This is a genomic window from Kordiimonas sp. SCSIO 12610 (genome assembly GCF_024398015.1).
In the GTDB taxonomy this organism is placed as follows: domain Bacteria; phylum Pseudomonadota; class Alphaproteobacteria; order Sphingomonadales; family Kordiimonadaceae; genus CANLMI01.
This window is the reverse complement of sequence record NZ_CP073747.1, coordinates 1747284-1770637: the sequence shown is the minus strand read 5'-3', so window position 1 is coordinate 1770637 and position 23354 is coordinate 1747284. Positions and strand designations below refer to the sequence as shown.

21 protein-coding genes are annotated in these 23354 nt (G+C 45.8%); 8 read left to right on the top strand and 13 right to left on the bottom strand.

Translation table 11 applies throughout. The annotated features are described in order from the left end of the window. Positions 1-76: 76 nt before the first annotated feature. A complete protein-coding gene (locus KFF44_RS08165; RefSeq protein WP_255933247.1) occupies positions 77-1720 on the top strand; it encodes a mucoidy inhibitor MuiA family protein in 1644 nt (547 codons plus the stop codon). Positions 1721-1729: 9 nt separating this feature from the next. Here KFF44_RS08165 and KFF44_RS08160 read toward each other — a convergent pair whose 3' ends face one another. Both KFF44_RS08160 and KFF44_RS08155 read right to left on the bottom strand, forming a co-directional pair. Continuing rightward, positions 1730-2269 carry a DUF924 family protein gene (locus tag KFF44_RS08160; protein ID WP_255933246.1) on the bottom strand — a complete coding sequence of 180 codons (540 nt, stop codon included), beginning with the start codon at positions 2267-2269 and terminating at the stop codon, positions 1730-1732. 4 nt (positions 2270-2273) lie between these two features. Next, positions 2274-3059 carry a hypothetical protein gene (locus KFF44_RS08155; protein WP_255933245.1) on the bottom strand — a complete coding sequence of 262 codons (786 nt, stop codon included), beginning with the start codon at positions 3057-3059 and terminating at the stop codon, positions 2274-2276. A gap of 120 nt (positions 3060-3179) precedes the next feature. On the opposite strand from KFF44_RS08155, the gene trmFO reads away from it, so the two are divergent. Further along, entirely contained in the window at positions 3180-4511 is a 1332-nt protein-coding gene (trmFO, locus tag KFF44_RS08150) for a methylenetetrahydrofolate--tRNA-(uracil(54)-C(5))-methyltransferase (FADH(2)-oxidizing) TrmFO (protein WP_255933244.1), read from the top strand. A gap of 35 nt (positions 4512-4546) precedes the next feature. Beyond that, the gene (locus KFF44_RS08145) at positions 4547-5944 is read left to right on the top strand and encodes a M20/M25/M40 family metallo-hydrolase (protein ID WP_255933243.1); all 1398 of its coding nucleotides are present in this window, start codon (positions 4547-4549) and stop codon (positions 5942-5944) included. 69 nt (positions 5945-6013) lie between these two features. On the opposite strand, the gene KFF44_RS08140 is transcribed toward KFF44_RS08145, so the two are convergent. The 5 genes from KFF44_RS08140 to KFF44_RS08120 all read right to left on the bottom strand — a co-directional run bounded on the left by KFF44_RS08140 (position 6014) and on the right by KFF44_RS08120 (position 11560). Continuing rightward, positions 6014-6532 (bottom strand): tetratricopeptide repeat protein, encoded by a 519-nt coding sequence (locus tag KFF44_RS08140; protein ID WP_255933242.1) that lies wholly within the window; start codon positions 6530-6532, stop codon positions 6014-6016. A 76-nt stretch (positions 6533-6608) separates the two neighbouring features. Further along, positions 6609-7937 (bottom strand): RsmB/NOP family class I SAM-dependent RNA methyltransferase, encoded by a 1329-nt coding sequence (locus tag KFF44_RS08135; RefSeq protein WP_255933241.1) that lies wholly within the window; start codon positions 7935-7937, stop codon positions 6609-6611. An 18-nt stretch (positions 7938-7955) separates the two neighbouring features. Beyond that, positions 7956-9422: an IMP dehydrogenase gene (gene guaB / locus KFF44_RS08130; RefSeq protein ID WP_255933240.1), complete on the bottom strand. Its 1467-nt coding sequence runs from the start codon at positions 9420-9422 to the stop codon at positions 7956-7958. Positions 9423-9630: 208 nt separating this feature from the next. After that, positions 9631-10338: an RlmE family RNA methyltransferase gene (locus tag KFF44_RS08125; protein ID WP_255933239.1), complete on the bottom strand. Its 708-nt coding sequence runs from the start codon at positions 10336-10338 to the stop codon at positions 9631-9633. Then, positions 10319-11560, bottom strand: coding sequence for a Ppx/GppA phosphatase family protein (locus KFF44_RS08120; protein WP_255933238.1), 1242 nt, complete (start codon positions 11558-11560; stop codon positions 10319-10321). The genes KFF44_RS08125 and KFF44_RS08120 overlap by 20 nt, the downstream gene beginning before the upstream one ends. A gap of 184 nt (positions 11561-11744) precedes the next feature. On the opposite strand from KFF44_RS08120, the gene KFF44_RS08115 reads away from it, so the two are divergent. After that, positions 11745-11924 (top strand): hypothetical protein, encoded by a 180-nt coding sequence (locus tag KFF44_RS08115; RefSeq protein ID WP_255933237.1) that lies wholly within the window; start codon positions 11745-11747, stop codon positions 11922-11924. Positions 11925-12315: 391 nt separating this feature from the next. Here the strand turns inward: KFF44_RS08115 and KFF44_RS08110 are convergent, their stop codons facing one another. Then, the gene (locus KFF44_RS08110) at positions 12316-13125 is read right to left on the bottom strand and encodes an SPOR domain-containing protein (protein ID WP_255933236.1); all 810 of its coding nucleotides are present in this window, start codon (positions 13123-13125) and stop codon (positions 12316-12318) included. A gap of 203 nt (positions 13126-13328) precedes the next feature. Here KFF44_RS08110 and KFF44_RS08105 point away from each other — a divergent pair, with 203 nt between their 5' ends. Next, positions 13329-13838, top strand: a complete 510-nt coding sequence (locus KFF44_RS08105; protein ID WP_255933235.1) for a PadR family transcriptional regulator — start codon at positions 13329-13331, stop codon at positions 13836-13838. 60 nt (positions 13839-13898) lie between these two features. Here the strand turns inward: KFF44_RS08105 and KFF44_RS08100 are convergent, their stop codons facing one another. Together KFF44_RS08100 and KFF44_RS08095 are read right to left on the bottom strand one after the other, a co-directional pair. Next, positions 13899-14666 (bottom strand): phosphatidylcholine/phosphatidylserine synthase, encoded by a 768-nt coding sequence (locus KFF44_RS08100; RefSeq protein ID WP_255933234.1) that lies wholly within the window; start codon positions 14664-14666, stop codon positions 13899-13901. Positions 14667-14723: 57 nt separating this feature from the next. Next, a complete protein-coding gene (locus KFF44_RS08095; protein ID WP_255933233.1) occupies positions 14724-15383 on the bottom strand; it encodes a phosphatidylserine decarboxylase in 660 nt (219 codons plus the stop codon). A 213-nt stretch (positions 15384-15596) separates the two neighbouring features. Between KFF44_RS08095 and KFF44_RS08090 the strand changes: the two genes are divergently transcribed. After that, positions 15597-16007, top strand: a complete 411-nt coding sequence (locus KFF44_RS08090; RefSeq protein ID WP_255933232.1) for a hypothetical protein — start codon at positions 15597-15599, stop codon at positions 16005-16007. Positions 16008-16068: 61 nt separating this feature from the next. Here KFF44_RS08090 and KFF44_RS08085 read toward each other — a convergent pair whose 3' ends face one another. Next, complete coding sequence (locus KFF44_RS08085; protein ID WP_255933230.1) at positions 16069-17103, bottom strand: LysM peptidoglycan-binding domain-containing protein; 1035 nt, start codon at positions 17101-17103, stop codon at positions 16069-16071. A 114-nt stretch (positions 17104-17217) separates the two neighbouring features. Between KFF44_RS08085 and KFF44_RS08080 the strand changes: the two genes are divergently transcribed. Continuing rightward, entirely contained in the window at positions 17218-17826 is a 609-nt protein-coding gene (locus tag KFF44_RS08080; RefSeq protein ID WP_255933229.1) for a TIGR00730 family Rossman fold protein, read from the top strand. Between the two features lie 159 nt (positions 17827-17985). Beyond that, positions 17986-19200 (top strand): NADP-dependent isocitrate dehydrogenase, encoded by a 1215-nt coding sequence (locus KFF44_RS08075; protein WP_255933228.1) that lies wholly within the window; start codon positions 17986-17988, stop codon positions 19198-19200. 135 nt (positions 19201-19335) lie between these two features. Here KFF44_RS08075 and alaS read toward each other — a convergent pair whose 3' ends face one another. Both alaS and recA read right to left on the bottom strand, forming a co-directional pair. Then, positions 19336-21987, bottom strand: coding sequence for an alanine--tRNA ligase (gene alaS, locus KFF44_RS08070; protein ID WP_370691154.1), 2652 nt, complete (start codon positions 21985-21987; stop codon positions 19336-19338). 170 nt (positions 21988-22157) lie between these two features. Then, positions 22158-23225 (bottom strand): recombinase RecA, encoded by a 1068-nt coding sequence (gene recA, locus KFF44_RS08065; protein ID WP_370691129.1) that lies wholly within the window; start codon positions 23223-23225, stop codon positions 22158-22160. Positions 23226-23354: the final 129 nt, after the last annotated feature.

Here is a 23354-nt window from a genome sequence, read left to right as displayed (position 1 = left end):
TGTCATTATTGCCACCTCTTATTGCCATATTGTGTGGTAAGATGGATTAACTTCAATAAATCCGATGGGGGATATAATGAAATATCAAACACTTGGCCTATTATTCAGTACAGCACTTTTAACGAGCTCATTTCTATCAACGCAAATTATCGCCGTTGAGATTCAAACAACTTCGAAGATAGATAACGTCAGTATCTACCGAGAAGACGGGGCTGAGATTGTCAGAGTAATCAAAGTAAATGTGCCAGCGGGTAACCATGAAATTATCGTATCTGATTTACCATATACGATAGATTTAGAGAGTCTTGGCGCGCTTTCACTGAACAGTAATGTCAATATCATCAGTTTAAAAACAGAAGAAAAAACAAAAGGTATTGCTTCAAATCAAGAGCAAGAGCGCATAAAAAATGAACTTGAAAAACTAAAATCCAAGTTAAGTGAACTAACCAACAATATACAAACCACTGATTTGCAGCTCGGCTTCATTAAATCAATTTCTAATGAAAGTGGTGATAAAAAAGACAACCTTCAGGAATGGCAATCAAAATTCCAATTTATCAGCACCACCATCCCTGAACTTTTGAGCACTAAAACCAAGGCAATTTCTGATCTGGCAAAAACCCGAAAAGAAATAAAGAAACTAAATCAGGAACTTGAAAATGCTGGCAAAGCCCAAGATTATTATTATCAAGCCCGAATAAAAGTCTCTGCTAACAGCAATAGTGACGCAGACTTGGAGCTATATTATATTACTGAGGACGCGACATGGGACACTAGTGTTACAAGCTTTCTTGATAGTGAAGGTAAAAATATTACATTAAAATTAGCTGCAAACATCACACAAGACAGTGACGAAAATTGGAAAAATGTGGGCTTAACTCTTTCTACAACACTGCCAAATCTGGATGAAACAGAAATTCCATCATCTGAATTTATATCAATTTTAGAGCCGGGACTCAAAATAGAAACAATAGCTATTAGAGAGTTGCTAAACGAGGCACCTGCCTTTAGAGGCGAAGAAAATGACGATTTTGAAGAGGTCGTGGTTACTGGAACTCGAATAAAAACCCAAAGAACCAATTTTGATACCAGTATAACACTAGACAAACCCATCACCATAAATAGCGATAGCGAAGCCCAGACATTCCCTCTTACAGACTATCAATTACCTGTAAAATCATTTGTAGTCACTGCTAGCCCTTTATTTTCTGGCGAAACAGCCTCTTTGTATGCTGAAACCGACCTCGACAATCTGGAATTTCCTCTGGAAACGGTTCGCTCTACTTTGATAAGAGATGGAAACTATCTCGGGGCAGTAGATTGGCCGACCCTATTACCTGACAATATTGTACGCCTTCCCTTTGGCGAAGATACCCTTGTTAAGGTTTCTTCCACTGAAATCCCACCGCAGGACGGAGATACGGGCTTTTTCGCTAGCAAACGCGTTGAGGAAAAACGTTATTTATTCACCGTTACCAACAACCACAATACAGAGCAAACTGTTGAGGTTTATGACCGTATCCCTGTTTCCGCGCACGAAGATGTTAAGGTAACCAGCCTAAAGTCGGCAACCAAACCAACAGAAACAGATGTTGAAAACAAACCCGGCGTTATAAAGTGGGTTAAAACGCTTAAACCCGGTGAAGTTTGGGAAATTCGCCATGAGTACCGGATAACCTACCCTGAAAAGCAACGCATTTCCAAACGCAATACGCGCTAACGGACACCTTTAAAAGCCGCTACCAGGCTGTTTTAAAAATTCAATCTCCTCTGGCGTGCTTTTGCGCCCGAGGATTTTATTCCGGTGTGGATACCGCCCGAACCGCTCGATAATTTCGCGGTGCCTATGCTCAGACGATAAATTATCCTCTAATCCGGGTTGATTGAACAAACGAAGCGCATCACGGTGAATTTTCAGGCTTTCACTATGCATATGGGGCATATAGAGAAACGCCTTTTCATCGGCGTTTAAGAGCTGGTCTGCGCCAAGGCGGACAGCCTCCTGCGATAGCATAAGTGCAAGGCCGTCAGCTTCAAACGACCGTGGTGAATTTCTGAACATATTCCTCGGAAACTGATCAAGGACAATAATTTCGGCTAACCTGCCGCGCGCGCTATCCCGCCAGCTGGCGCATTCCCCGCGATAGGCCGCTTCATAAACTTGCTGGTATTTGCGTTTGATAACACCGTCAAAAGCATCAGACTTTTTCCACCATTTCTTTGGGCCAGCGTCCGTGAACCAGAAATATAAAATATCTTCATACCGCATTGGGCTACCCTTTATGTTTCGCGATATACTCAGCGATCTTGTTTTCGATATGATTTGAAAGCGATGTAGGCGTCATTTCTTCATTGGTATCGATTAAACTGGCCTGTATGCCGTGCCGCATAAATGGCATAAGGTCACGGTCATGCAGTCCAAACACATGTATTTGCTCATCCAATAGTTCTGTTTTGTGCTGCTTGATAAACTGATGGGCACCTACCTGCCCGGCAACGCTACCGGATAGTAAACACAAGCGAATTTCTGCATCGCTACCATACGTCTTCCATAACCTTGTCGCTGCTGCAACGCTTGCGGCAATAAGGGTAGTTTTATAGTGCTCGCGCCCTTCACCAAACTGGGGTGGTAGATAACAGCTAAATTGATCTTGATAACTATCAAAGGGAACAATTAGAGCTATTTTTTGAGGGGCTTGCGCGTTATTCACCGCAATAAGGTTGGCTGTAATTCTGGCATTCAACATAGTAACTAACGGACTGCCACGCCCTGTAAACACGGCATACACTGTATAAATTATCAGCCCCAATAAAATTATACTCACAACGTTGGATAGCGCAAACAAACCAAAGGCAATGAGCAAAGCCACACCAAGCACACAAACAAACGCCCGTAAATTTGGCGGGGCATATATCCCTTCTTCTTTAACGTCAATACCGTATTCCCCCATCAGGCGCACCATAATTGCTTCGCGTGCCATCATCTCATCCTCAGAGCCCGCAGGGCGCTCGGGCCATTCAGACAGAAGGCTGATGATGTCTTTGGTCGATATGGTCATTCCGGCAACACACCTCTATGGATGAATTTATCTTTACTACCCATAGAGTGATTTACCCTTCCCTTCAAACGGAACTTGTGGCAAAGCCCTCTTAATAAAAATGTCATGATGGAAATAGACATGGAAACAAGAGAAATACATATCATTGGTGGCGGCCTTGCAGGTAGCGAAGCAGCGTGGCAAGTGGCAGAACTGGGTGTCCCTGTTGTGCTGCATGAAATGCGCCCCGTTAGAAAAACCGATGCCCATCACACCGAAGGGCTCGCTGAACTTGTTTGCTCAAACTCTTTCCGTTCCGACGACTATGAAAATAACGCCGTTGGCTTATTGCACGAAGAAATGCGCCGGATGAATTCCATCATTATGGCCGCCGCCGAGCGCCATAAGGTACCAGCGGGCTCTGCCCTTGCGGTAGACCGTGATGCCTTTTCCGATGATGTTAGCAAGGTGCTTGAAGAGCACCCGCTTATCACCATCAAGCGTGAAGAGATCGATGGACTGCCGCCGAGCGAGTGGGATAATGTTATCATCGCAACAGGCCCCCTAACCTCGCCTGCATTATCTGAGGCCGTTCTGGAACTCTGCGGCGAAGACAGCCTTGCTTTTTTCGATGCTATTGCCCCTATCGTTTATAAGGATAGTATTAATTTTGATATTGCATGGTTCCAAAGCCGTTATGACAAGGGCGAAGGCGCCGATTATATCAACCTTCCCATGACCAAAGATCAGTATGAAACTTTCATCAACGACCTGAACACAGGCGAAAAAACTGACTTTAAGGAATGGGAAGAAAACACACCCTATTTTGAAGGCTGTATGCCGATCGAAGTTATGGCAGAGCGCGGCCCGGAAACACTACGTTTTGGCCCAATGAAGCCCGTTGGTCTCCAAAGCCCACATCAGGACGAACCGCATCATGCTGTTGTGCAACTTCGCCAAGATAACAAGCTTGGCACGCTTTATAATATGGTTGGTTTTCAAACCAAATTGAAATACGGCGAACAAAAACGCATTTTCCAAACCATTCCTGGCCTTGAGAGTGCCGAATTTGCGCGCCTCGGTGGACTTCACAGAAATACGTTTATTAACAGCCCGATTGTTCTGGATAATGAGCTTCGAATGAAGGCAGACCCGCGCCTGCGGTTCGCGGGGCAAGTCACTGGCGTTGAAGGATATGTGGAAAGTGCGGCAGTTGGCCTGATGGCTGGTCGCTTGGCAGCCTACGAGCGCCTCGGTAAAAACATGCCGCTGCCGCCAAACACCACAGCCTTCGGCGCGCTCATCAGCCATATCACGGGCGGTGCGGACGCAAAAACATTCCAACCTATGAATGTAAACTTTGGCCTGTTTCCACCCCTCGCGCAGCGCACGAAAAAGCGTGAGCGCAAACCCGCGATGAGCAAACGGGCGCTTGCCGACCTTCAGGCATGGATGGACGATAATAATTTATAAGTAAGATTGAGTATGGGGATATCGGGAGAATTTTTATGAGAAAACCAATATTTATGGCTGGCGCCATCGCGGCTTCGGTTTTTAGCCTTTCACCAATGCTATCTGCGCAGGAAGTCAGTGAAAAAACAATCGAGAACGCGAAAACCCTTCGCGCTGCTGCCCTAAGGGACAACAGTGCTTATGATATTCTGGAATCCCTGACGACAGAAGTTGGCCCCCGCCCTGCCGGCAGTGAAGCCGACAAGCTTGCGATCAAGTGGGGCATTGAAAAATTCAAAAGCCTTGGTTTTGATAAAGTATGGACAGAACCCGTTAAACATACAGGCTGGGCACGTGTGTTAGAGAGCGCCGTTGTAAAATCCCCATTTGTGCAGCCGCTTCAGATCACAGCGCTTGGTGGTTCTGTATCCACGCCTGAAGGTGGCTTGGACGCGGAAATCGTGCATTTCAATAGTTTCGAAGACTTGCAGGCAGCAGAGCGAAGCGAAGTTGAAGGCAAGATTGTTTTCATTAGCAACCGCATGGCCCGCACCCGTGACGGCTCTGGATACGGTCCAGCGAATATCGCTCGTCGGTCCGGCGCGGATGAAACAGCACGCAAGGGCGGCCTTGCGGTTCTGATCCGCTCGATTGGTACCGATAGCCACCGTTTACCCCATACAGGGCAAATGGCTTATGCGGGTGACGTTGAGAAAGTTCCTGCGGCTGCTCTTTCCAATCCTGACGCAGACCTTTTGGAACGCATTTTCAAGCGCGGCAAACCTGTTAAAATTTCCCTTCGTGTAGAAACCAAGGATTTAGGCCCTATTGAAACGGCGAATGTGATTGGTGAAATTACGGGCCGCGAGAAACCGGATGAAGTGGTGGTCATTGGTGGCCACCTTGATAGCTGGGATCTTGGCACAGGTGCGATTGATGATGGTGCGGGTGTTGCCCTTACGGTTGCTACAGCAGATCTGATCAAACGCACGATCAAGGAACGCCCACGCCGCACAATCCGCGTGATTATGTTCGGTGCTGAGGAAGTGGGCCTTGTTGGCGCTCGTCAATATGCGGAAGCGCACAAGGACGAAATTCCGAACACACATATCATCGGCGCAGAATCTGATTTCGGGGCCGGCAAAATCTGGGCGTTAGCGTCAAAGGTGTCGACAAATTCGCAGCATGTGATCGATAAAATGGCGCAACTGATGGGGCCACTTGGTGTAATCCGCGCAGAGGTTGAAGCTGGCGGTGGCCCTGATGTTGGACGCATAGGCGATAAGGGCATGCCTGTTGTCGACCTTAAGCAGGATGGTACTGACTATTTTGACCTTCATCACACGGCGGATGATACGCTTGATAAGGTTGATCCAGAAGCCCTAAGGCAAAACCTCGCGGCTTGGTCGATCTTTGCTTACATCGCAGCTGAATGGCCAGGTGATTTCAGGTAGATTTCATAAACACAAGATATAAAAAAGGCGCTCCTAAGAGCGCCTTTTTTCATACTAATATTTGTAATATTAGTTCGAAGAAACCTCACCGGCATCAGCGATTTTTTGCGTATCCTTGTCCGCTTCTTCAGCCCTGTAGGCCTCAAGTGCTATTTCAACAGCATTCAAAGCGTCACAACCCGCAGCACAAAGACGCGCGAGCTTGTCACGGTTAAGTTCAGCGCGATCATACAGATTTTGCTTCAGAAATGCGAGGGACTGTGCCTGTAACGCCGTTTTATCATTCGGGTCCAGTTCCAGGGCCTGGCGGTAATAACGAAGCCCACGCCCCGTTTGCCCCTTGGCTTCATACGTATTCCCAAGCCCAATAAGCGCTTCCACATTGGCGGGGTTTGCAACCAAAGCCCGTTCGAACATAAGCTGCGCATCATCTTCCTTGCCTTGCGTCAGTGCAAGCTTGGCATCTGTGATCAGTTGCGCTGATAAAACCTGATATTTTTCGCTTGTTTTATTCTCATCAGCCGAAATAGGAAGTGCTACCAATGTAGCAGCAATGAACGAACTGCTGATTATATTTCTGTAACGCATTCAAAACACCTGTCAGGTTAATCTGTTAAATCTTGATGCTATCTTAGCAACAAAAATATGAATGTGTCTTTAATTTTCAGGCGAGTCGCTCCAAAATAGCGATAAAGAAACCGTCAGTGCCATGTGTATGGGGAGAAAGTTGTAAAAACTCAGGTACTTGGCTTAGGGAAACAGGGACTTCATCCTGCAATTCTGTATCCTTCCATACATCCCTGTATGGTATGATTTTCCAATTCAACGCATTCTTTTGAAGAAACTTCGCAATATTTTCTTCATTTTCACAAGCGAAGACCGAGCATGTCATATATATCATACGGCCGCCAATTTTGGTAAGTACAGCCCCTTCATTTATAAGATCGTATTGTATCTTTGTAATATCGCCGATAGCTTGTGGATTATATCGCCAGCGAAGGTCCGGGCTTCGGCGCCAAGTCCCGCTACCGGAACAGGGAACATCCAGAATTACCCTATCTGCCTTTCCAACAATGCTCGATAAAACCTCAGCGCGCTTCAGTGTATCAGCACCCAATGGTTTCGCTTGAATATTGCGAAGCCCTGCCCTTTGGCTACGTATTTTCAGCTCATTCAATCGCCCGCTTGAAATATCAAAGGCATGAATTTGCCCTTTATTTTGCATCAATGCCCCAACCAATAGGGATTTTCCCCCTGCACCAGCGCAAAGGTCCACAACTGTATACTTAGGGTCCGCATCAACAAGGTAGGATGCAATCTGCGCAGCCTCGTCCTGTATTTCAATTTTACCGGATTTATAAAGCGGATTTTGACTGATATTAAGCGGTTTTTTACTCGAAAACGCTATCGAAGAAAATCTTGTGCTTTCAAAGTCTTCCGATATTTCTTTAAGGCTGTGTTTTGTATTTCCAGTCGAGAGTTTAAGGGGATTAGAGCGGATCGTGAAGGCGGCTTTGTCATTCAAAGCATTCGCTTGTAATGCAACGCCATCATTATATCGCTCCATAAAATATTCATGGGCGTAAGCCGGCACATTCGCGTTTGCTAAATCTGGAATATTTGACCAATCGATACCTTTATAGGCTGCGATCAGCTCAATTTCTTCGGATGATAAGGAAGGCGGTGCAAACGGGGTATCCTCGCCAAAGCCGTCAAATTCAATATTATTTTCCACCATCCATGCAATGAATATCATTCTGCCAGAGACGGGCTCATGTCCTATCTCGCACAGCCCCCATAATATCCGCTCACGCATACGGTAAACAGAATAGACCATTTCGGTGACTGCGCGGCGGTCCTTTGAGCCCGCATACCGCCGGGTACGAAAATAGGCATGAATGACCCGGTCCATTGGCACGCCTGACTTTTCAATCTCTACTTCGATCAGGTCGATTAATTCAATCGCAGAAGCCAGCCGTGCACTCGGTCGCATAATTGATAACTTTACAAATTAGTGCGACGGATAATTTGGAGACTCGCGGGTAATCGTCACATCATGAACATGACTTTCCTTCAAACCTGAGTTGGTGATGCGTACAAACTCTGCTTTAGTCCGCATATCATCAATGGTTCCATTACCCGTATAGCCCATACTTGCACGCAGACCGCCAACAAGCTGGTGAAGCACAGTGCTTGTTGGTCCTTTGTATGGCACTTGTCCTTCGACACCTTCAGGAACGAGTTTAAGCGTATCTTTAACGTCCGCCTGGAAATATCTGTCCGCTGAGCCACGCGCCATCGCCCCAACAGAGCCCATACCGCGGTATGCCTTATAAGAACGCCCTTGATACAGGAACACTTCGCCCGGTGCTTCCTCAGTTCCTGCAAGAAGTGATCCGATCATACATAGGCTCGCGCCAGCGGCGATCGCCTTTGATACATCACCGGAGGTTCTAAGGCCGCCGTCCGCGATTGCAGGAATGCCGTGCTTGGCAGCGACCTCAGCAACATCATTAATAGCCGTTAATTGCGGCATACCAACGCCAGCAACAATACGTGTTGTACAAATAGACCCCGGGCCAATACCAACCTTAAGGCCGTCAGCGCCTGCGTCAATCAATGCCTTAGCAGCATCCGCAGTCGCGATATTGCCGGCAATTAACTGGCAGTTGAATTCTTTCTTAATTCTGCGAACCTGCTCAACTACACTTGAAGAATGGCCGTGTGCAGTATCAAGGACCAAAAGGTCACATTCCGCATCAACGAGAACACCAGCACGCTCAAACCCCTTATCACCAACAGTTGTTGCGGCAGCCACACGCAAGCGCCCCTGCTCATCTTTCGCGGCATCAGGGTTTGCAACTGCCTTTTCCATATCCTTTACAGTGATCAACCCGACACAGCGATAATCATCATCGACAACAATCAGTTTTTCAATCCGGTGCTGGTGCAACAAACGTTTTGCTTCTTCGCTTGAAACGCCCTCTTTCACAGTAACAACATCGCGGGTCATCAATTCAGAGACGGGTTGCTGCATATTGCTTGCGAAGCGCACATCACGGTGCGTTAAAATACCGACAAGCTTGCTTGGACTATTGCTGTTTGTGCGTTCCACTACAGGGATACCGGAAATTTTATGCTGGCTCATAAGCTGCATCGCATCCGCCAGCGTTTGATCCGGGTTCATCGTAACCGGGTTCACAACCATCCCAGATTCGTATTTCTTTACGCGGCGAACCATTTCAGCTTGTTCTTCGTTGGTCATATTCCTGTGAAGAACACCAATGCCGCCTGCCTGCGCCATTGCAATTGCCATCGGTGTTTCAGTAACTGTGTCCATCGCCGCAGAAATTAGCGGTATATTCAGTTCTATATCTTTGGTGATTCTGGTTTGAACATTGACCTGTGCGGGCATAAATTCGCTCGCTGCTGGAACAAGAAGAACATCATCGAAAGTGAGGCCAAGGCGAATATCCATATCAAATCCTGATCATCAGCTGGTGGCTGGCTATATTTGAATGCTGGAAAACCCAAGGAAGGAGCGAACAAATATAACGAGCACTGGTTACCACGTGTTAAAATGTTCGCCGTTCAATAACGCGTTGCGGGCGAAAAAACAATGTGAATCTTACATATATTTAAAAATCAAGTTTTATTGATCAGAGGTCTATATACCCCGCAGCCCTTTATTCGACGTTTGGCCGTCCCTTAAAGCCTTTAGCGACAACAAACCACTCGACAGAATCTTGTCGACTTGACGGTGGCTTCGCATGCTTAACGCTTGTGAAATGCTGCTGCATCCGTTTCATCAACTCATTATCCGATCCGCCTTGCAGGACCTTAGAGACGAAAGTGCCATTTTTTGCGAGGACTTTTATTGCAAAATCAAGCGCAGCTTCACATAGAGCCATAGTGCGAATATGATCGGTTTGCTTATGCCCGGTTGCAGAATTTGCCATATCAGACAGCACAACATCAACGGGGCCGTTCAGGCGCTCCATCAATCGCTTTTCTGCGTTTGGCTCTAGAAAGTCCATCACCCAAATATCCGCACCCTGCACAGGTTCCACTTCCTGAAGGTCAATGCCAACAATCTGGGCATTATCATTCAAACGCTGTGTCAAGACCTGACACCAGCCGCCAGGCGCACAGCCAAGGTCAACAACTCGCTGCACACCCTTTAAAAATTGATACTTTTCATCAAGTTCAATCAGCTTAAACGCCGCCCGTGAACGATAGCCCAATCTTTGTGCTTCTGCCACATAGGGATCATTTAACTGACGCTGCAACCACCGTGTTGAAGAATTTTTCCGTCCACGCGCTGTTTTCACACGCACCTTCGCACCGCGTGTGCGACTGCGCGTGGTCGATTGTTTATTCCACCCATTGGACATGATTATTCTGCCTTCTTCTTTTTCTATAACGACGGGGCTTTGCACGAAGTGGTGGTCTTTCCATTTGCATCAAACCACGCAAAATCCCCTCGCGAATACCACGATCGGCAACTCTCAAACTTGGGACATTCCACATGCCCAGAATTGCATTCAAAATAGTACACCCTGCTACCACGAGGTCTGCACGCTCGCTACCAATGCAGGGTTGCTCTGAACGCTCTTCGTGGCTCATCATAGCGACCTGCTTTGAGAGTAATTCAATATCCGGCGCCTGCATCCATGCCCCGTCCACTTTGTCACGAATGTACCGCGGCAAATTAAGATGGAGGCTGGCCAAGGTGGTTACCGTTCCCGATGTCCCAAGAAACTGTACCTTCTGATTTTTAACAACATTCGAAATTCGATAACGCCGTTCAAAGGGTATAAGATGCTTGGTTACTTCCTGAACCATCGCTTGATAGGTATCCTTGGAAATACTGGCTTGGCCCTGAGAGAATTTTTCAGTCAGGTTCACTACACCCCAAGGAATAGACGTCCACCCCTGAATTTCAGTCCTCTGATTGGCGAGAACCTTGACCCATATAAGTTCGGTACTGCCACCACCAATATCAAATACGAGCGCATGCTTGTTCCCGTTCGCGATGAGCGACTGGCATCCCATCACCGCAAGGCGCGCTTCCTCACCCGGGGAAATAATATCCAAGCGTAGCCCTGTTTCTTTGTGAATCCGCTCCAGGAATTCGTCTGAATTGGTTGCGACACGGCAGGCTTCTGTAGCGACATGACGCATGCAGGTTACATTGCGGCGGTCAATTTTATCCGCGCATATTTTGAGCGCTTCGACCGTTCGGTCCATCGCCCCTGACGATAATTGTTTACTCGTCGCCAGTCCTTCGCCAAGTCTTACAATTCTTGAAAAGGCATCGATAACGCGAAACCCATTATAGGTTGGTTTGGCAACCAATAACCGGCAGTTATTTGTCCCTAAATCGATGGCGCTGTAGACGCCACGTTTTGCACGGTTAGGAGGAATGTTTGGATTTGAATGAGACGCAGGAATTTGATGATCGTTTCCTGTCGAACCATCACCGCGAGGTTTTGAATGCTGTTTCCGATTTCTAGACCGGTGCCTATTATTTCTTTTCGGATTTGGCTTAACAGTATCCCTGTTTTTTACGCTGTCTACTTCAGCAGGCCCAACCCCATGATCATCTAAGGACATGGTATTTCTCATATTATTTTATTCGCAAACCCATGAGGCTGCTCACTTGCGCAAATGATAGCATTATTATGTTCTAACGCGCAAGAAAATGAGTGTTATCACTTAAAAGTCATAATGTTCTTTTTTTGTTCTTGATTTTCATTTTAGAACAAAGTAGAACATTTAAAGAACAAAAAGGAACAAAATGATGATTACAATGCTGGTATTATTAATGTTTATTGGACTTGGGGCACTTGGCATTGCTGCAATACAGGATGCATTTGAGCCGCTTAAACGTCATATATACCCGCACTATTTAAGCGTTAGAAATATTCTGACTGAAAAGAAACCTGTTATGATATTTAGCCGTAAATATTCAGCATAAATAAAACCTATATCGATTAGCCATATAGATTTTAACTGTCATTCATTAGCAAATAAAAAAAGACGCGGTGAATGTCTAAACATAACACCGCGTCTATTCCGAGCGGACCCCCTAGTCACAAGCCCGGCCTTTTAAAAATATAGTAGGCAGCTAATTAAGCGCCACTTAGTCGATTTCACCTCCCCAAGTTAATCAACACCTATAAATCACAAAAGGTAGAGTTATTACTGACAAAACACTCAGTTAAGTCAATACAGCGACATAGTGTCTCAGTTTTGTTTCACTCGATTAATTATTTTATATGTCAAAAATGTCACACAATTGTAATCTTGGGATATAAAACTTTGGCCAACAAGCAAAGTCACGCTAGCGCTATTCAGTTGGTTACCCTCTATAAATCTTCGCCTTGAAATTCTGATATCCGGCAATATTGATCAGTATCGACCTGATTAATCCGTTCGCAGGCGGCTGCGGCAGCGTCACTTGTTTCATAAGGCCCGGCAATCAACCGAAGAAAAGTGCCAATACCTTCCTGATTTTGAACATATAATTTTGGCTTGAGCAAATCCAACTCACTGAATGTGCTTGTTAGGTTTTCCCAAGCACCAGGAACCTGTTCCCTCGACCTGTATGAGCCTAGATGAATTCCATGAACGACCACTCCTCCTTCTGCGGACGGAAGAACTGGTACATTGGGCAATCCTTCTTCAACAAAACTACCATCGACACTATCAGCTTGCTTGTCCAAGGTGTCAGAAACAGGGCGTTCAATTGGTTTTGCAGCTGCCAGCTCTACGGCATACACACGTTCCCCTAACTGCTCCAATGATTTGGAAATCGCTGTAAGAGTTTCCTGAATTTTCATAAATTCTTCGTCATTCACTTGTGCCGAATTCTGACTTTGAGCCGCTGACAATGTTGCTTGCTCAGCTTGCTTTGCACTGTGTTCATTCGATAGTGAAACATAGAGCTGTTCTAACTTATGGAAACGCTCCAGAAGGTCTTGTTGTCGTTCGGATACATCCTCAATATTTTGATCTGTTTTTTGCTGCCACGCCTGAAGCAACACTTCATCGGATTGCCAAAGATCAGGTTGCTTTGAACTTGAACAAGCGACGACAAAAACCGCCAACAAGGCATAAACTGCCGCCTTTCTGGCCCATGTCAGGCACAAAACCCTTTGATCTTGAAGACGTTTCATAGCAGTACCTTTCGCTCTAAACATATGTATTTAAGTCCATATTTACCAATACATGTTATCACTAAACATATGTGCACTTGTATTTGAATTCATCTTGCCATATTTAAGCAAGTCTGATGCCAAATGATATTGGTGAGAGCGACTGTTAGTATGTACAGTGAATATACAATGCTAATAATAATCCAAATATTTGGAATAGGTTAATGGATATAAAAACACTCTGTTTAGGGATACTTAGCTTGGGCGACGCTACCGGCTATGAGATAAAAAAAATGGTCGCAGAAGGTAGCTTTAGTTTTTTTAGTGAAGCAAGCTTTGGCTCTATTTATCCTGCCCTTACCAAACTAACAGATGAAGGTTTTATAACCTGCAGGTCAGAAACCCAAAGTAACCGGCCAGACAAGAAAATTTACAGCCTTACGAAACTAGGCGTAAAAGAGCTGGAGGGCACGCTAGAGAAAAGCCCAAAACCTGACAAAAACAGATCTGAGTTCCTTGCTGCCTTACTGTTTGCCGAAGCCATTTCACCAAACCGTATTCAAAACCTCGTTGACGAGCGTATTGAATATCACGCGAACCAAATAAAAGTTTTAGAAGATTTATTGTCTGAAAAACCAACCGGCGCGTCAAAATTTGTGATTGAATATGGGCTGGAAATGCAGCGTGCTGCTGCTAAATTTCTTCAAGAAAACAGCAAATCCTTAACGGATTAATGCAAACAGTTTTGCTTCTATTATATCGCAGGATGTAAACAAACCTAGGTCGCTAGGTTTTCATGGTCGCCCTTTTTGCTTCAGGCGTTTCTGGTACGCAACAAAACAAATTGGCAAAGACACAAGATAAACGACACCAATAATCAACATCACTAACCATGTGTGCACAAATAGTCCCGTAATGATTGCAGCGATGACAAGCATTACCAACACAAAATACTCTTTTTTAATTCGAATTGCCTTCAAAGAGACGGTTGGTAGCGTTGAGACCAGCAATAACGCAATCACAATGACATATGGCGCAATATAATATGCATGCGCTTTAATGGAAACATCAGCCAGACTGAAATCAACCATCATCGGGGCAAGTGCCAGTGCAGCCCCAACAGGTGCAGGAATCCCTGTTAAAAACCCAAACCTTTTCCTTGGGTCATTATCGGCATCCAATCGCGCATTAAAACGTGCGAGCCTCAGAGCCATAGCACTCGCATATAAAATGGATGCCGCCCACCCTACACGGTCAATGCTTTCAAGTGACCACAAATATAAAACGATTGCAGGGGCAACACCAAAGGCAACAACATCTGATAACGAATCCAGTTCCGCACCAAACCGGCTAGTGCTATTTAATAGCCGGGCAACATGACCATCCAACCCATCAAATATACCAGCAAACAAGATGGCTGCGACTGCGAACTCCCACTTACCTGCCAGAGCAAATTTAATAGAACTTAGCCCCGAAATAAACGCCAACAAAGTTACAACACTAGGCAAGATCGTACGAATTGATATCGCCTGAAATAAAAGTGGTTTATTTGTTTTGGTCATATTGGTTCATTGCCTGCCTAACGATACATCGACACATCATTGGATAAATCGATGATCTTATTTCTTCCGTGCAATAATGGTCTCACCGCCAATCATTGTTTGACCAATTTTCACGGCAGGTACCTGATCTGTATCCAGATAGATATCCGTGCGGCTACCAAAGCGAATAAGGCCAAATCGATCACCGCGTGCCATTTCGCTTCCTACTTCAAGGTCACAAAGAATACGACGAGCAATCAATCCAGCGACCTGAGCAAACGCAATGTCAGATCCATCTTCTGTCGTCATACGGATGAGTTGACGTTCATTTTCCTCACTGGCTTCATTGGACGCTGCATCAAGGTATTTTCCAGGTACGTAAGCAACATTTGTTACTTTACCAGCAGCGGGCATACGATTGACATGAACATTAAATACTGAGAGGAAGATAGAGATGCGGGTTCTTTTACCTTCGCCCATTTCTAATTCAGCAGGCGGGTCAGCTTCCACAATTGCGCACACAGTACCGTCAGCAGGGCTGACGAGGATATTTTCATCATCAGGTACAACACGGTCAGGATCGCGGAAAAAATAAATACACCATAGAGTGGCCAAAAGCCCCACAACACCAAGAGGACTATAGAGCCAATATAATGCTATCGATGCTACGAAAAAGATAGCAATAAACAAATGCCCTTCATTATGAACCTTAAGCTGGACCGCATCACTCGATTTCATTGGGTAGCCTTTTCCCTTTCAGGGCGTACGATAAGTCAGCGCACACCAAATATTATGTATTATTTGTGTTTTGCCTGTTCTTTTAAGGGAAGGCAAAGAAAAAATAAATTTCCAATCAACGTTAACCATAGATTAACTGGATTAACTCATTATCGCTGCTAACGCTTTGGTTTTGATTATTTAATTTATTTTCAACCTGATATAGACAGCAATATGAAACTCAATGACACCCTCGAGCAGGCTCAAGGCCAACTAGAAAAACTTGACGACGCGCAATTTGATCAACTGGATTTTGAATGGGAAGGCATTCGTTTTCATGCAAAATCAGAAGAAAATCATAGCAATGGTGCGCATATTCATATTCAGGCCAATTTAGGGCGTTTATTCCTCACGGTTGAAGACCCGAACCAACGTGCGATGGCGATAGAGCGGCTTTATTCAACAAACCGCGGCATCGATTCTTCATACTCAATCGGTGATCAAGGTAAGATCACCTTTGAAAGCATCACAACAACAGATGAAAAACTTTTGGGCTCAGAGTTGATGAGTGCACTGACATTAATATTACTCGAGTCAGAAAATCATCTACGCGCACTTAGAAGCCACCTCAGGCCAATAAACTAACCGCATCCAACAGGCACAGATTTTTATTCTATTGATGTAAAAGCAGCGATTACGCTATCATCTAACCAGCTTTAGGCAACGTGAATATCTGTCCCGGATAAATAACATCCGGGTCCTCAATAAGTTCACTATTTTCCTTAAAGATAACGGTATAACGAACACCCGACCCATAAAGCTGGCGGGCAATTTGCCATAATGTGTTGCCAGGTTTTATGATGACACCACTGGTCGCTGTTGAAGGGTCAAGCTCGAGCCCCGCATTAAAGGGCTGTAACACCCTCAGTGAAACCTTACCTTCTGCGACTGTTTGATCGGCGCGTAGCGTCTGCTGACCACTCAAAGTGTCTGTAGTATCAAGCCTGATTGTCCAATCGCCGTTATCGCTTGCTTTTGTTGATCCAACAAATTTGTCGTTTAAATACAACCGCACATCCACCCGCGGAAGGGCATTTCCGCTCACAACTGGGGCACCGCCCTCGCCGTAATCAACAGTATCTATCGACAGGCTATCACCTACCTCAGAAAAAGCCCCTACCCCAGGACGCTGGAGAATTTTGCTTGGGCCCTCACCGTCCTTCGGCGAAAGAACCGCAACAACGCCGTTCTCTTCTGCTTCAATGAAACGTTCACTATCCCTCTCTGGTACGGAGACAACGACAACATCACTTGCTTCTTTTAAGGCACCATTGCCTTGCGGCGACTTAAGGTTCAATTCAACCGAACCACTTTCAAGCGGTTGTTCCAGGATCATTACCCATTCACCGTTAGTATCGGCTTTCACCTCGGATATTTTTTCACCGTTAGCATAAAGTTCAACTACAGAACCCGGGGATACCTTACCAGCAATAACGCCTGTCCCCCCGCGGGAAATACGCACCAAATCGAACTCAGGGATAGCACTATCCAAGGCGGCTTCTGTATTCACAGTATCCGACGGAAACACTTCTACCTTTTCAGACGTCGTCTCGTTATCTGTTATTTGATTTTCATTTTCTGAAGTCAAAAAATACACCGCAACCGCGATAGCAGCTAAAGCCCCAATCAAAAGAAAAATTGGCTTTGTTTTATTATCCTGATTTTTATCAGATTGAATCATGTATTCTTTTCATTTCATAATACAAACAACTAACGATCAACATGTTATATATATGTATAAATTTCGTAAAAACATGTCAAAACTTTGTCAGCACAAACTTTGGTAAGGATATTTATGGCTGAAACTACTGAAACGGCGAAATTTGCCATTCAATCTGTCTGTGTTTACTGCGGTTCCAGAACCGGAAACAAACCCTATTTTGCTGAAATGGCAACCGAGCTTGGGCATTTAATTGCAGAGAACAGGATGAATTTAGTGTACGGCGCAGGCAGCGTGGGCCTTATGGGAATAACGGCGCGTGCGGCAATTGAAAAAGGTGGCAGAGTAGTCGGCATAATTCCAGAGCATCTTGATAGTATTGAAATCACCCAGGAAGGCCTTAGTGAATTGCATATCACGCGAAATATGCACGATCGTAAGAAGATGATGTTTGACCGTTCTGACGCCTTCATCGTTTTACCAGGTGGTCTTGGAACACTCGATGAAACCCTGGAAGTCATGACATGGGCACAACTTAGTTTGCACAGGAAACCCATAATCCTTCTCAATCAAAATAACTATTGGTCACCTTTGCTGGAACTCATCAACCACGTTGTCGATGATGGTTTTGCAAGTGAAGCAAATCGAGCCTTGCTACATGTTGTGGAAACAGCTGAGGACGCCCTAGCATATTTAAGGGCATTTAATCGAACGGATACTGAAAACAATAGTAATTTATTCTGAACCATGCACACAAAGGCGTGTTTTATCGAAAAAATAGAAGTTTTGCCGCTGTTAGGCCTTCAACTTCTTTTGCTTAAGTGTTAGGGTGCGCCGAATTTTGGAGCTTTTCCAAACTTGCAGACCTTCCTGCAAACATAAATATATAGTTCGAGGGACATAATGAGCAAAATATCTGTAAAAAACCCTATCGTCGAAATCGACGGCGATGAAATGACACGCATCATCTGGCAGTGGATTAGAGAGCGTTTGATCCAGCCATATCTTGATGTTGAACTTCTTTATTATGACCTCTCTGTTCAGAAACGTGATGAGACGGATGATCAGATCACCATTGATGCTGCAAATGCTATCAAGGAACACGGTGTTGGCGTAAAATGTGCGACAATCACACCAGACGAGCAGCGTGTAGAAGAATTCGACCTCAAGAAAATGTGGCGCAGCCCTAACGGCACGATCCGTAACATCTTGGGCGGTACAGTTTTCCGCGAGCCAATCATCATGCAAAACGTACCACGCCTTGTTCCAGGCTGGACACAGCCAATCATCATCGGCCGTCACGCATTTGGTGATCAGTACCGTGCAACTGATTTCAAAGTACCGGGTGCTGGTAAACTGACTATGAAATTCGAGCCAGCGGACGGTGGTGAAGCAATCGAGCGTGAAATTTACGAATTTGCTGAATCAGGCGTTGCTATGGGCATGTATAACGTCGATGCGTCGATCAAGGATTTCGCACGTGCCTGCATGAACTATGGCCTTGCTCGTAACTATCCTGTGTATTTATCTACCAAAAACACAATCATGAAAGCCTATGACGGCCGCTTCAAAGACCTGTTCATGGAAGTGTTTGAAACGGAATTTGAAGACAAGTTCAAAGACGCTGGCATTTCATACGAACACCGTCTGATTGATGACATGGTTGCTTGCGCAATGAAATGGGCTGGTGGCTTTGTATGGGCTTGTAAGAACTACGACGGTGATGTTCAGTCTGACACTGTAGCACAAGGTTTTGGTTCACTAGGCCTTATGACATCAGTATTGATGACCCCAGATGGGAAAACTGTTGAATCTGAAGCTGCGCACGGCACAGTAACTCGCCACTACCGTCAGCATCAGGAAGGCAAGGAAACATCAACAAACCCAATCGCTTCTATCTTCGCCTGGACACGTGGTCTTAAATACCGCGGCAAAATGGACGGCACACCTGAAGTTACTGCGTTTGCTGAAGCCGTTGAAAAGACCTGTATTGAAACAGTTGAAACTGGCTTCATGACCAAAGACCTCGCGCTTCTCATCGGGCCGAACCAAAGCTGGATGACAACAGGACAGTTCTTCGACAAGATCGACAGCAACCTGCAAGCTAAACTCGGCTAAATACGCTACAAAATAATTGAAAAAAGGCTCGCAATTTTGCGGGCCTTTTTTAATGCGATGATCTTCAAAAATGAAAATGGCCTGTTCATCACTATAAACAGGCCATCATCTCTTAACGATTAAATATTATGATTATCATGCGGTAATGGCTGCTTCTATTGCTGCAATCGCATCAGCAGCCTTTGATCCATCAGGGCCGCCAGCCTGCGCCATATCAGGCCTGCCGCCGCCACCTTTGCCGCCAACTGCTGCCGCGCCAGCACGCACCAGATCAACTGCACTGATTTTATCCGTCAGGTCATCCGTCACCCCAATCAGAAGGCCGGCCTTACCATCGTTAACGCCTACAAACGCTACAACACCTGAGCCAAGGGCTTTCTTAGCATCATCCGCCATACCGCGTAGGTCCTTGGGACTAACACCGTCAAGTACCTGGCCGAGGAACTTGATGCCGTTGACTTCCTTAGCAGCAGGCCCTTCGCTAGCACCGCCACCGAGTGCTGCCTTTTTCTTCGCTTCTGCCAACTGCTTTTCAAGCGATTTACGATCATTCAGTAGTGAAGCAACTTTACCTGCAAGCGCATCAGGCGCTGCTTTCGCAGCACCCGCCGCTTCCAGCAACATTGCTTGCTGATTATGAAAATGCTCCAGCGCAGCTGCGCCCGTTAAAGCCTCGATCCGCCGCACGCCAGCAGATACACCACTTTCAGAAACAATCGTGAACAATCCAATCTCACCAAGCTGCTCAACATGGGTACCGCCGCAAAGCTCGACCGAATAATGATCACGGTCTGTGGTATCAAACTCGCTACCCATTGAGACAACACGCACTTCATCACCGTATTTTTCACCGAAGAGTGCCATCGCCCCCGCCTCGATCGCATCATCGTAGCTGAGCAAACGCGTTTGCACCCGACCATTATCACGGATCAAGCGGTTCACTTCAATCTCAACACGCTTCAGCTCATCAGCCGATACCGGTTTGGGTTGCGAAATGTCAAAACGCAGCCGTTCTGGTGCAACCAATGAGCCCTTTTGAGTTACGTGTTCGCCGAGTTCGCGGCGCAAAACTTCGTGAAGAACGTGGGTCGCTGAATGGTTTGCCTTCAATCTGCTTCGGCGTTCGTCGTCAATAGTGGCCTGCACAGTGTCACCAACTGCAACGCTGCCTTCCTTCACATTTGCAACATGAACATGCAGCTTACCAACCATTTTGGTGGTATCTGAAACATGAACCGAAACAGTATCTGTCGTGAAGGTTCCAGTGTCCCCCATTTGACCACCAGATTCGCCGTAAAACGGCGTCTGATTTAAAATGATGGAAATTTCGTCACCTACCTCTGCCGTCTCAACAGAAGCGCCATCTTTTACAATTGCTAGAATTTGGCCTTCAGCGGCCTCAGATGTGTATCCAACAAATTCGGTCGCGCCAAATTGATCAGCAAGGTCAAACCAAAGTTTTTCTGTACCCTTATCGCCAGAACCGGACCATGCGGCACGCGCTTTCGCACGCTGTTCATCCATCGACGCGTTAAATCCATCGACATCCACAGCACGTTTCTGGCTGCGCAGCGCATCCTCTGTCAAATCAAGCGGGAACCCATATGTATCATACAGTTTAAACGCAACATCGCCCGGCAACGCCTGATTATCAGCAAGCTTTGATACTTCGTCATCCAGAAGCTTAAGCCCGTTAGCCAGCATAGAGCGGAAGCGCGCTTCTTCCAATTTCAATGTTTCTGTAATCAATGCCTGTGCGCGAACAAGTTCAGGGAAGGCCTGCCCCATTTCACTCACGAGCGCAGGGGTTAATTGGTGCATAACCAAATCTTTGGCACCGAGAATGTGTGCGTGACGCATAGCGCGTCGCATAATCCGGCGAAGAACATAGCCACGCCCTTCGTTGGACGGTAAAACACCGTCCGCGATCAGAAAACTTGTGGCCCGCAAGTGGTCTGCGATAACACGGTGTGAAGATTTATTTTCATCGGTTTCTTTCGCCCCCGTGACCTCAACCGATGCTTCAATAAGCCTACGAAAGGTATCGATTTCATAATTGTCATGCGTGCCTTGCATCACTGCTGCAATACGCTCTAACCCCATGCCTGTGTCAATGCTTGGCTTCGGAAGGTTTTCACGAACATCTTTCGAAATCTGTTCATATTGCATAAAGACGAGGTTCCAGATTTCTACAAATCGATCACCATCCTCTTCCGGAGTGCCCGGAGGGCCACCCCAAATGTGGTCACCGTGGTCATAAAAAATCTCAGAACACGGTCCACATGGCCCAGTTTCACCCATTGACCAGAAATTATCACTTGTTGCAATTCGAATAATCTTTTCGTCAGGAAGGCCAGCAATTTTCTTCCACAAATCAAAGGCCACATCATCATCATGATAAACCGTAACGCATAGTTTATCCGTATTAAGACCGTATTCCTTGGTGATCAAATTCCATGCATGACTAATGGCTTCTTCTTTGAAATAATCGCCAAAAGAGAAGTTACCCAGCATTTCAAAGAAAGTATGATGGCGCGCGGTAAAACCTACATTATCCAGGTCATTATGTTTACCACCAGCACGGACACACTTCTGAGAAGAGGTTGCGATTGAATATTCCCGTGTTTCAGCTCCTGTGAAAACATTTTTGAAGGGAACCATGCCAGCATTTGTGAACATCAAAGTTGGATCGTTAATCGGCACCAAAGGCGAAGAGGCAACAACCTCATGTCCATTCGACTTAAAATAATCCAGAAAAGTCCGACGGATATCATTTGTGCTGGTCAGTGAAATTGTCATGTGTTGGCTCTCACACTCTACATTACTATTATTTTCCAACCATGCTTTAGTATTATTAGCATAGAAATTCCAGTGCTTTTCATCTGAAAGGGTATCCGCACATAAAAAAGGCGACCCTATAGCCGCCCTTTTCCCCAATCTACCCGTTTTGGATGTGTTTAATCATCGCCCTCATCACCAGGCTTCGTTAACATTGCTTCGTTAACGAGGCCCGCATTCGCACGGATCGCATTTTCGATTTCATTCGCAATATCGACATTTTCGGTAAGGAAACGTTTCGCGTTTTCACGGCCTTGTCCGATACGCTGGCTCGAGTAACTATACCAGGAACCCGATTTCTCAACCACGCCAGCCTTGACACCAAGGTCTAGTATCTCACCGGTTTTGGAAACGCCCTCGCCGTACATAATATCGAACTCAACCTGCTTAAACGGTGGTGCGACTTTATTCTTCACAACCTTCACCCGGGTTGAATTACCGACAATCTCGTCTTTGTCTTTAATCTGACCAATTCTGCGGATATCCAAACGAACAGAAGCATAGAACTTCAGTGCATTACCACCTGTTGTCGTTTCCGGGCTACCATACATAACGCCGATTTTCATTCTGATCTGGTTAATGAAAATAACAATCGTATTTGAACGAGAAATTGACCCAGTGAGTTTTCTCAAGGCCTGACTCATCAAACGTGCTTGCAGGCCAACATGGCTATCCCCCATTTCGCCTTCCAGTTCAGCACGCGGCGTTAGGGCTGCAACAGAGTCCACAACCAAAATATCAACAGCACCAGAGCGTACCAAGGTATCAGCAATTTCGAGCGCTTGTTCACCAGCATCTGGTTGACTGACCAGTAATTCATTCACATCAACGCCAATTTTCTTCGCGTATACAGGGTCTAATGCATGCTCGGCATCAACGAATGCGGCAATACCACCAGCCTTTTGACATTCCGCTACAGCGTGCAACGCCAATGTCGTCTTACCGGAACTTTCAGGGCCGTAGATTTCAATGATGCGGCCTTTTGGAAAACCACCTATTCCGAGCGCGATATCCAAATTCAGGGAACCCGTAGATATGGCTTCAATTTCGGCGTTCATTCCCCCTTGACCAAGCTTCATTACGGAGCCTTTTCCAAAAGCTCGATCAATCTGACTGAGTGCAGCCTCTAAGGCCTTTGTCTTATCCATTGAAGATCCTTTTACCAATTGTAGTTCGGGCATAGACATAAATATCACTCCTTATTCCACAGGCTGTTGGAAGTTGCAATGACTGTTATGTACTCTATTTGTTCTTATATAGCAATATAAATTGTTCTATTTTTGTTCTTTTTCTTTATCACAAGAACAATATCACGC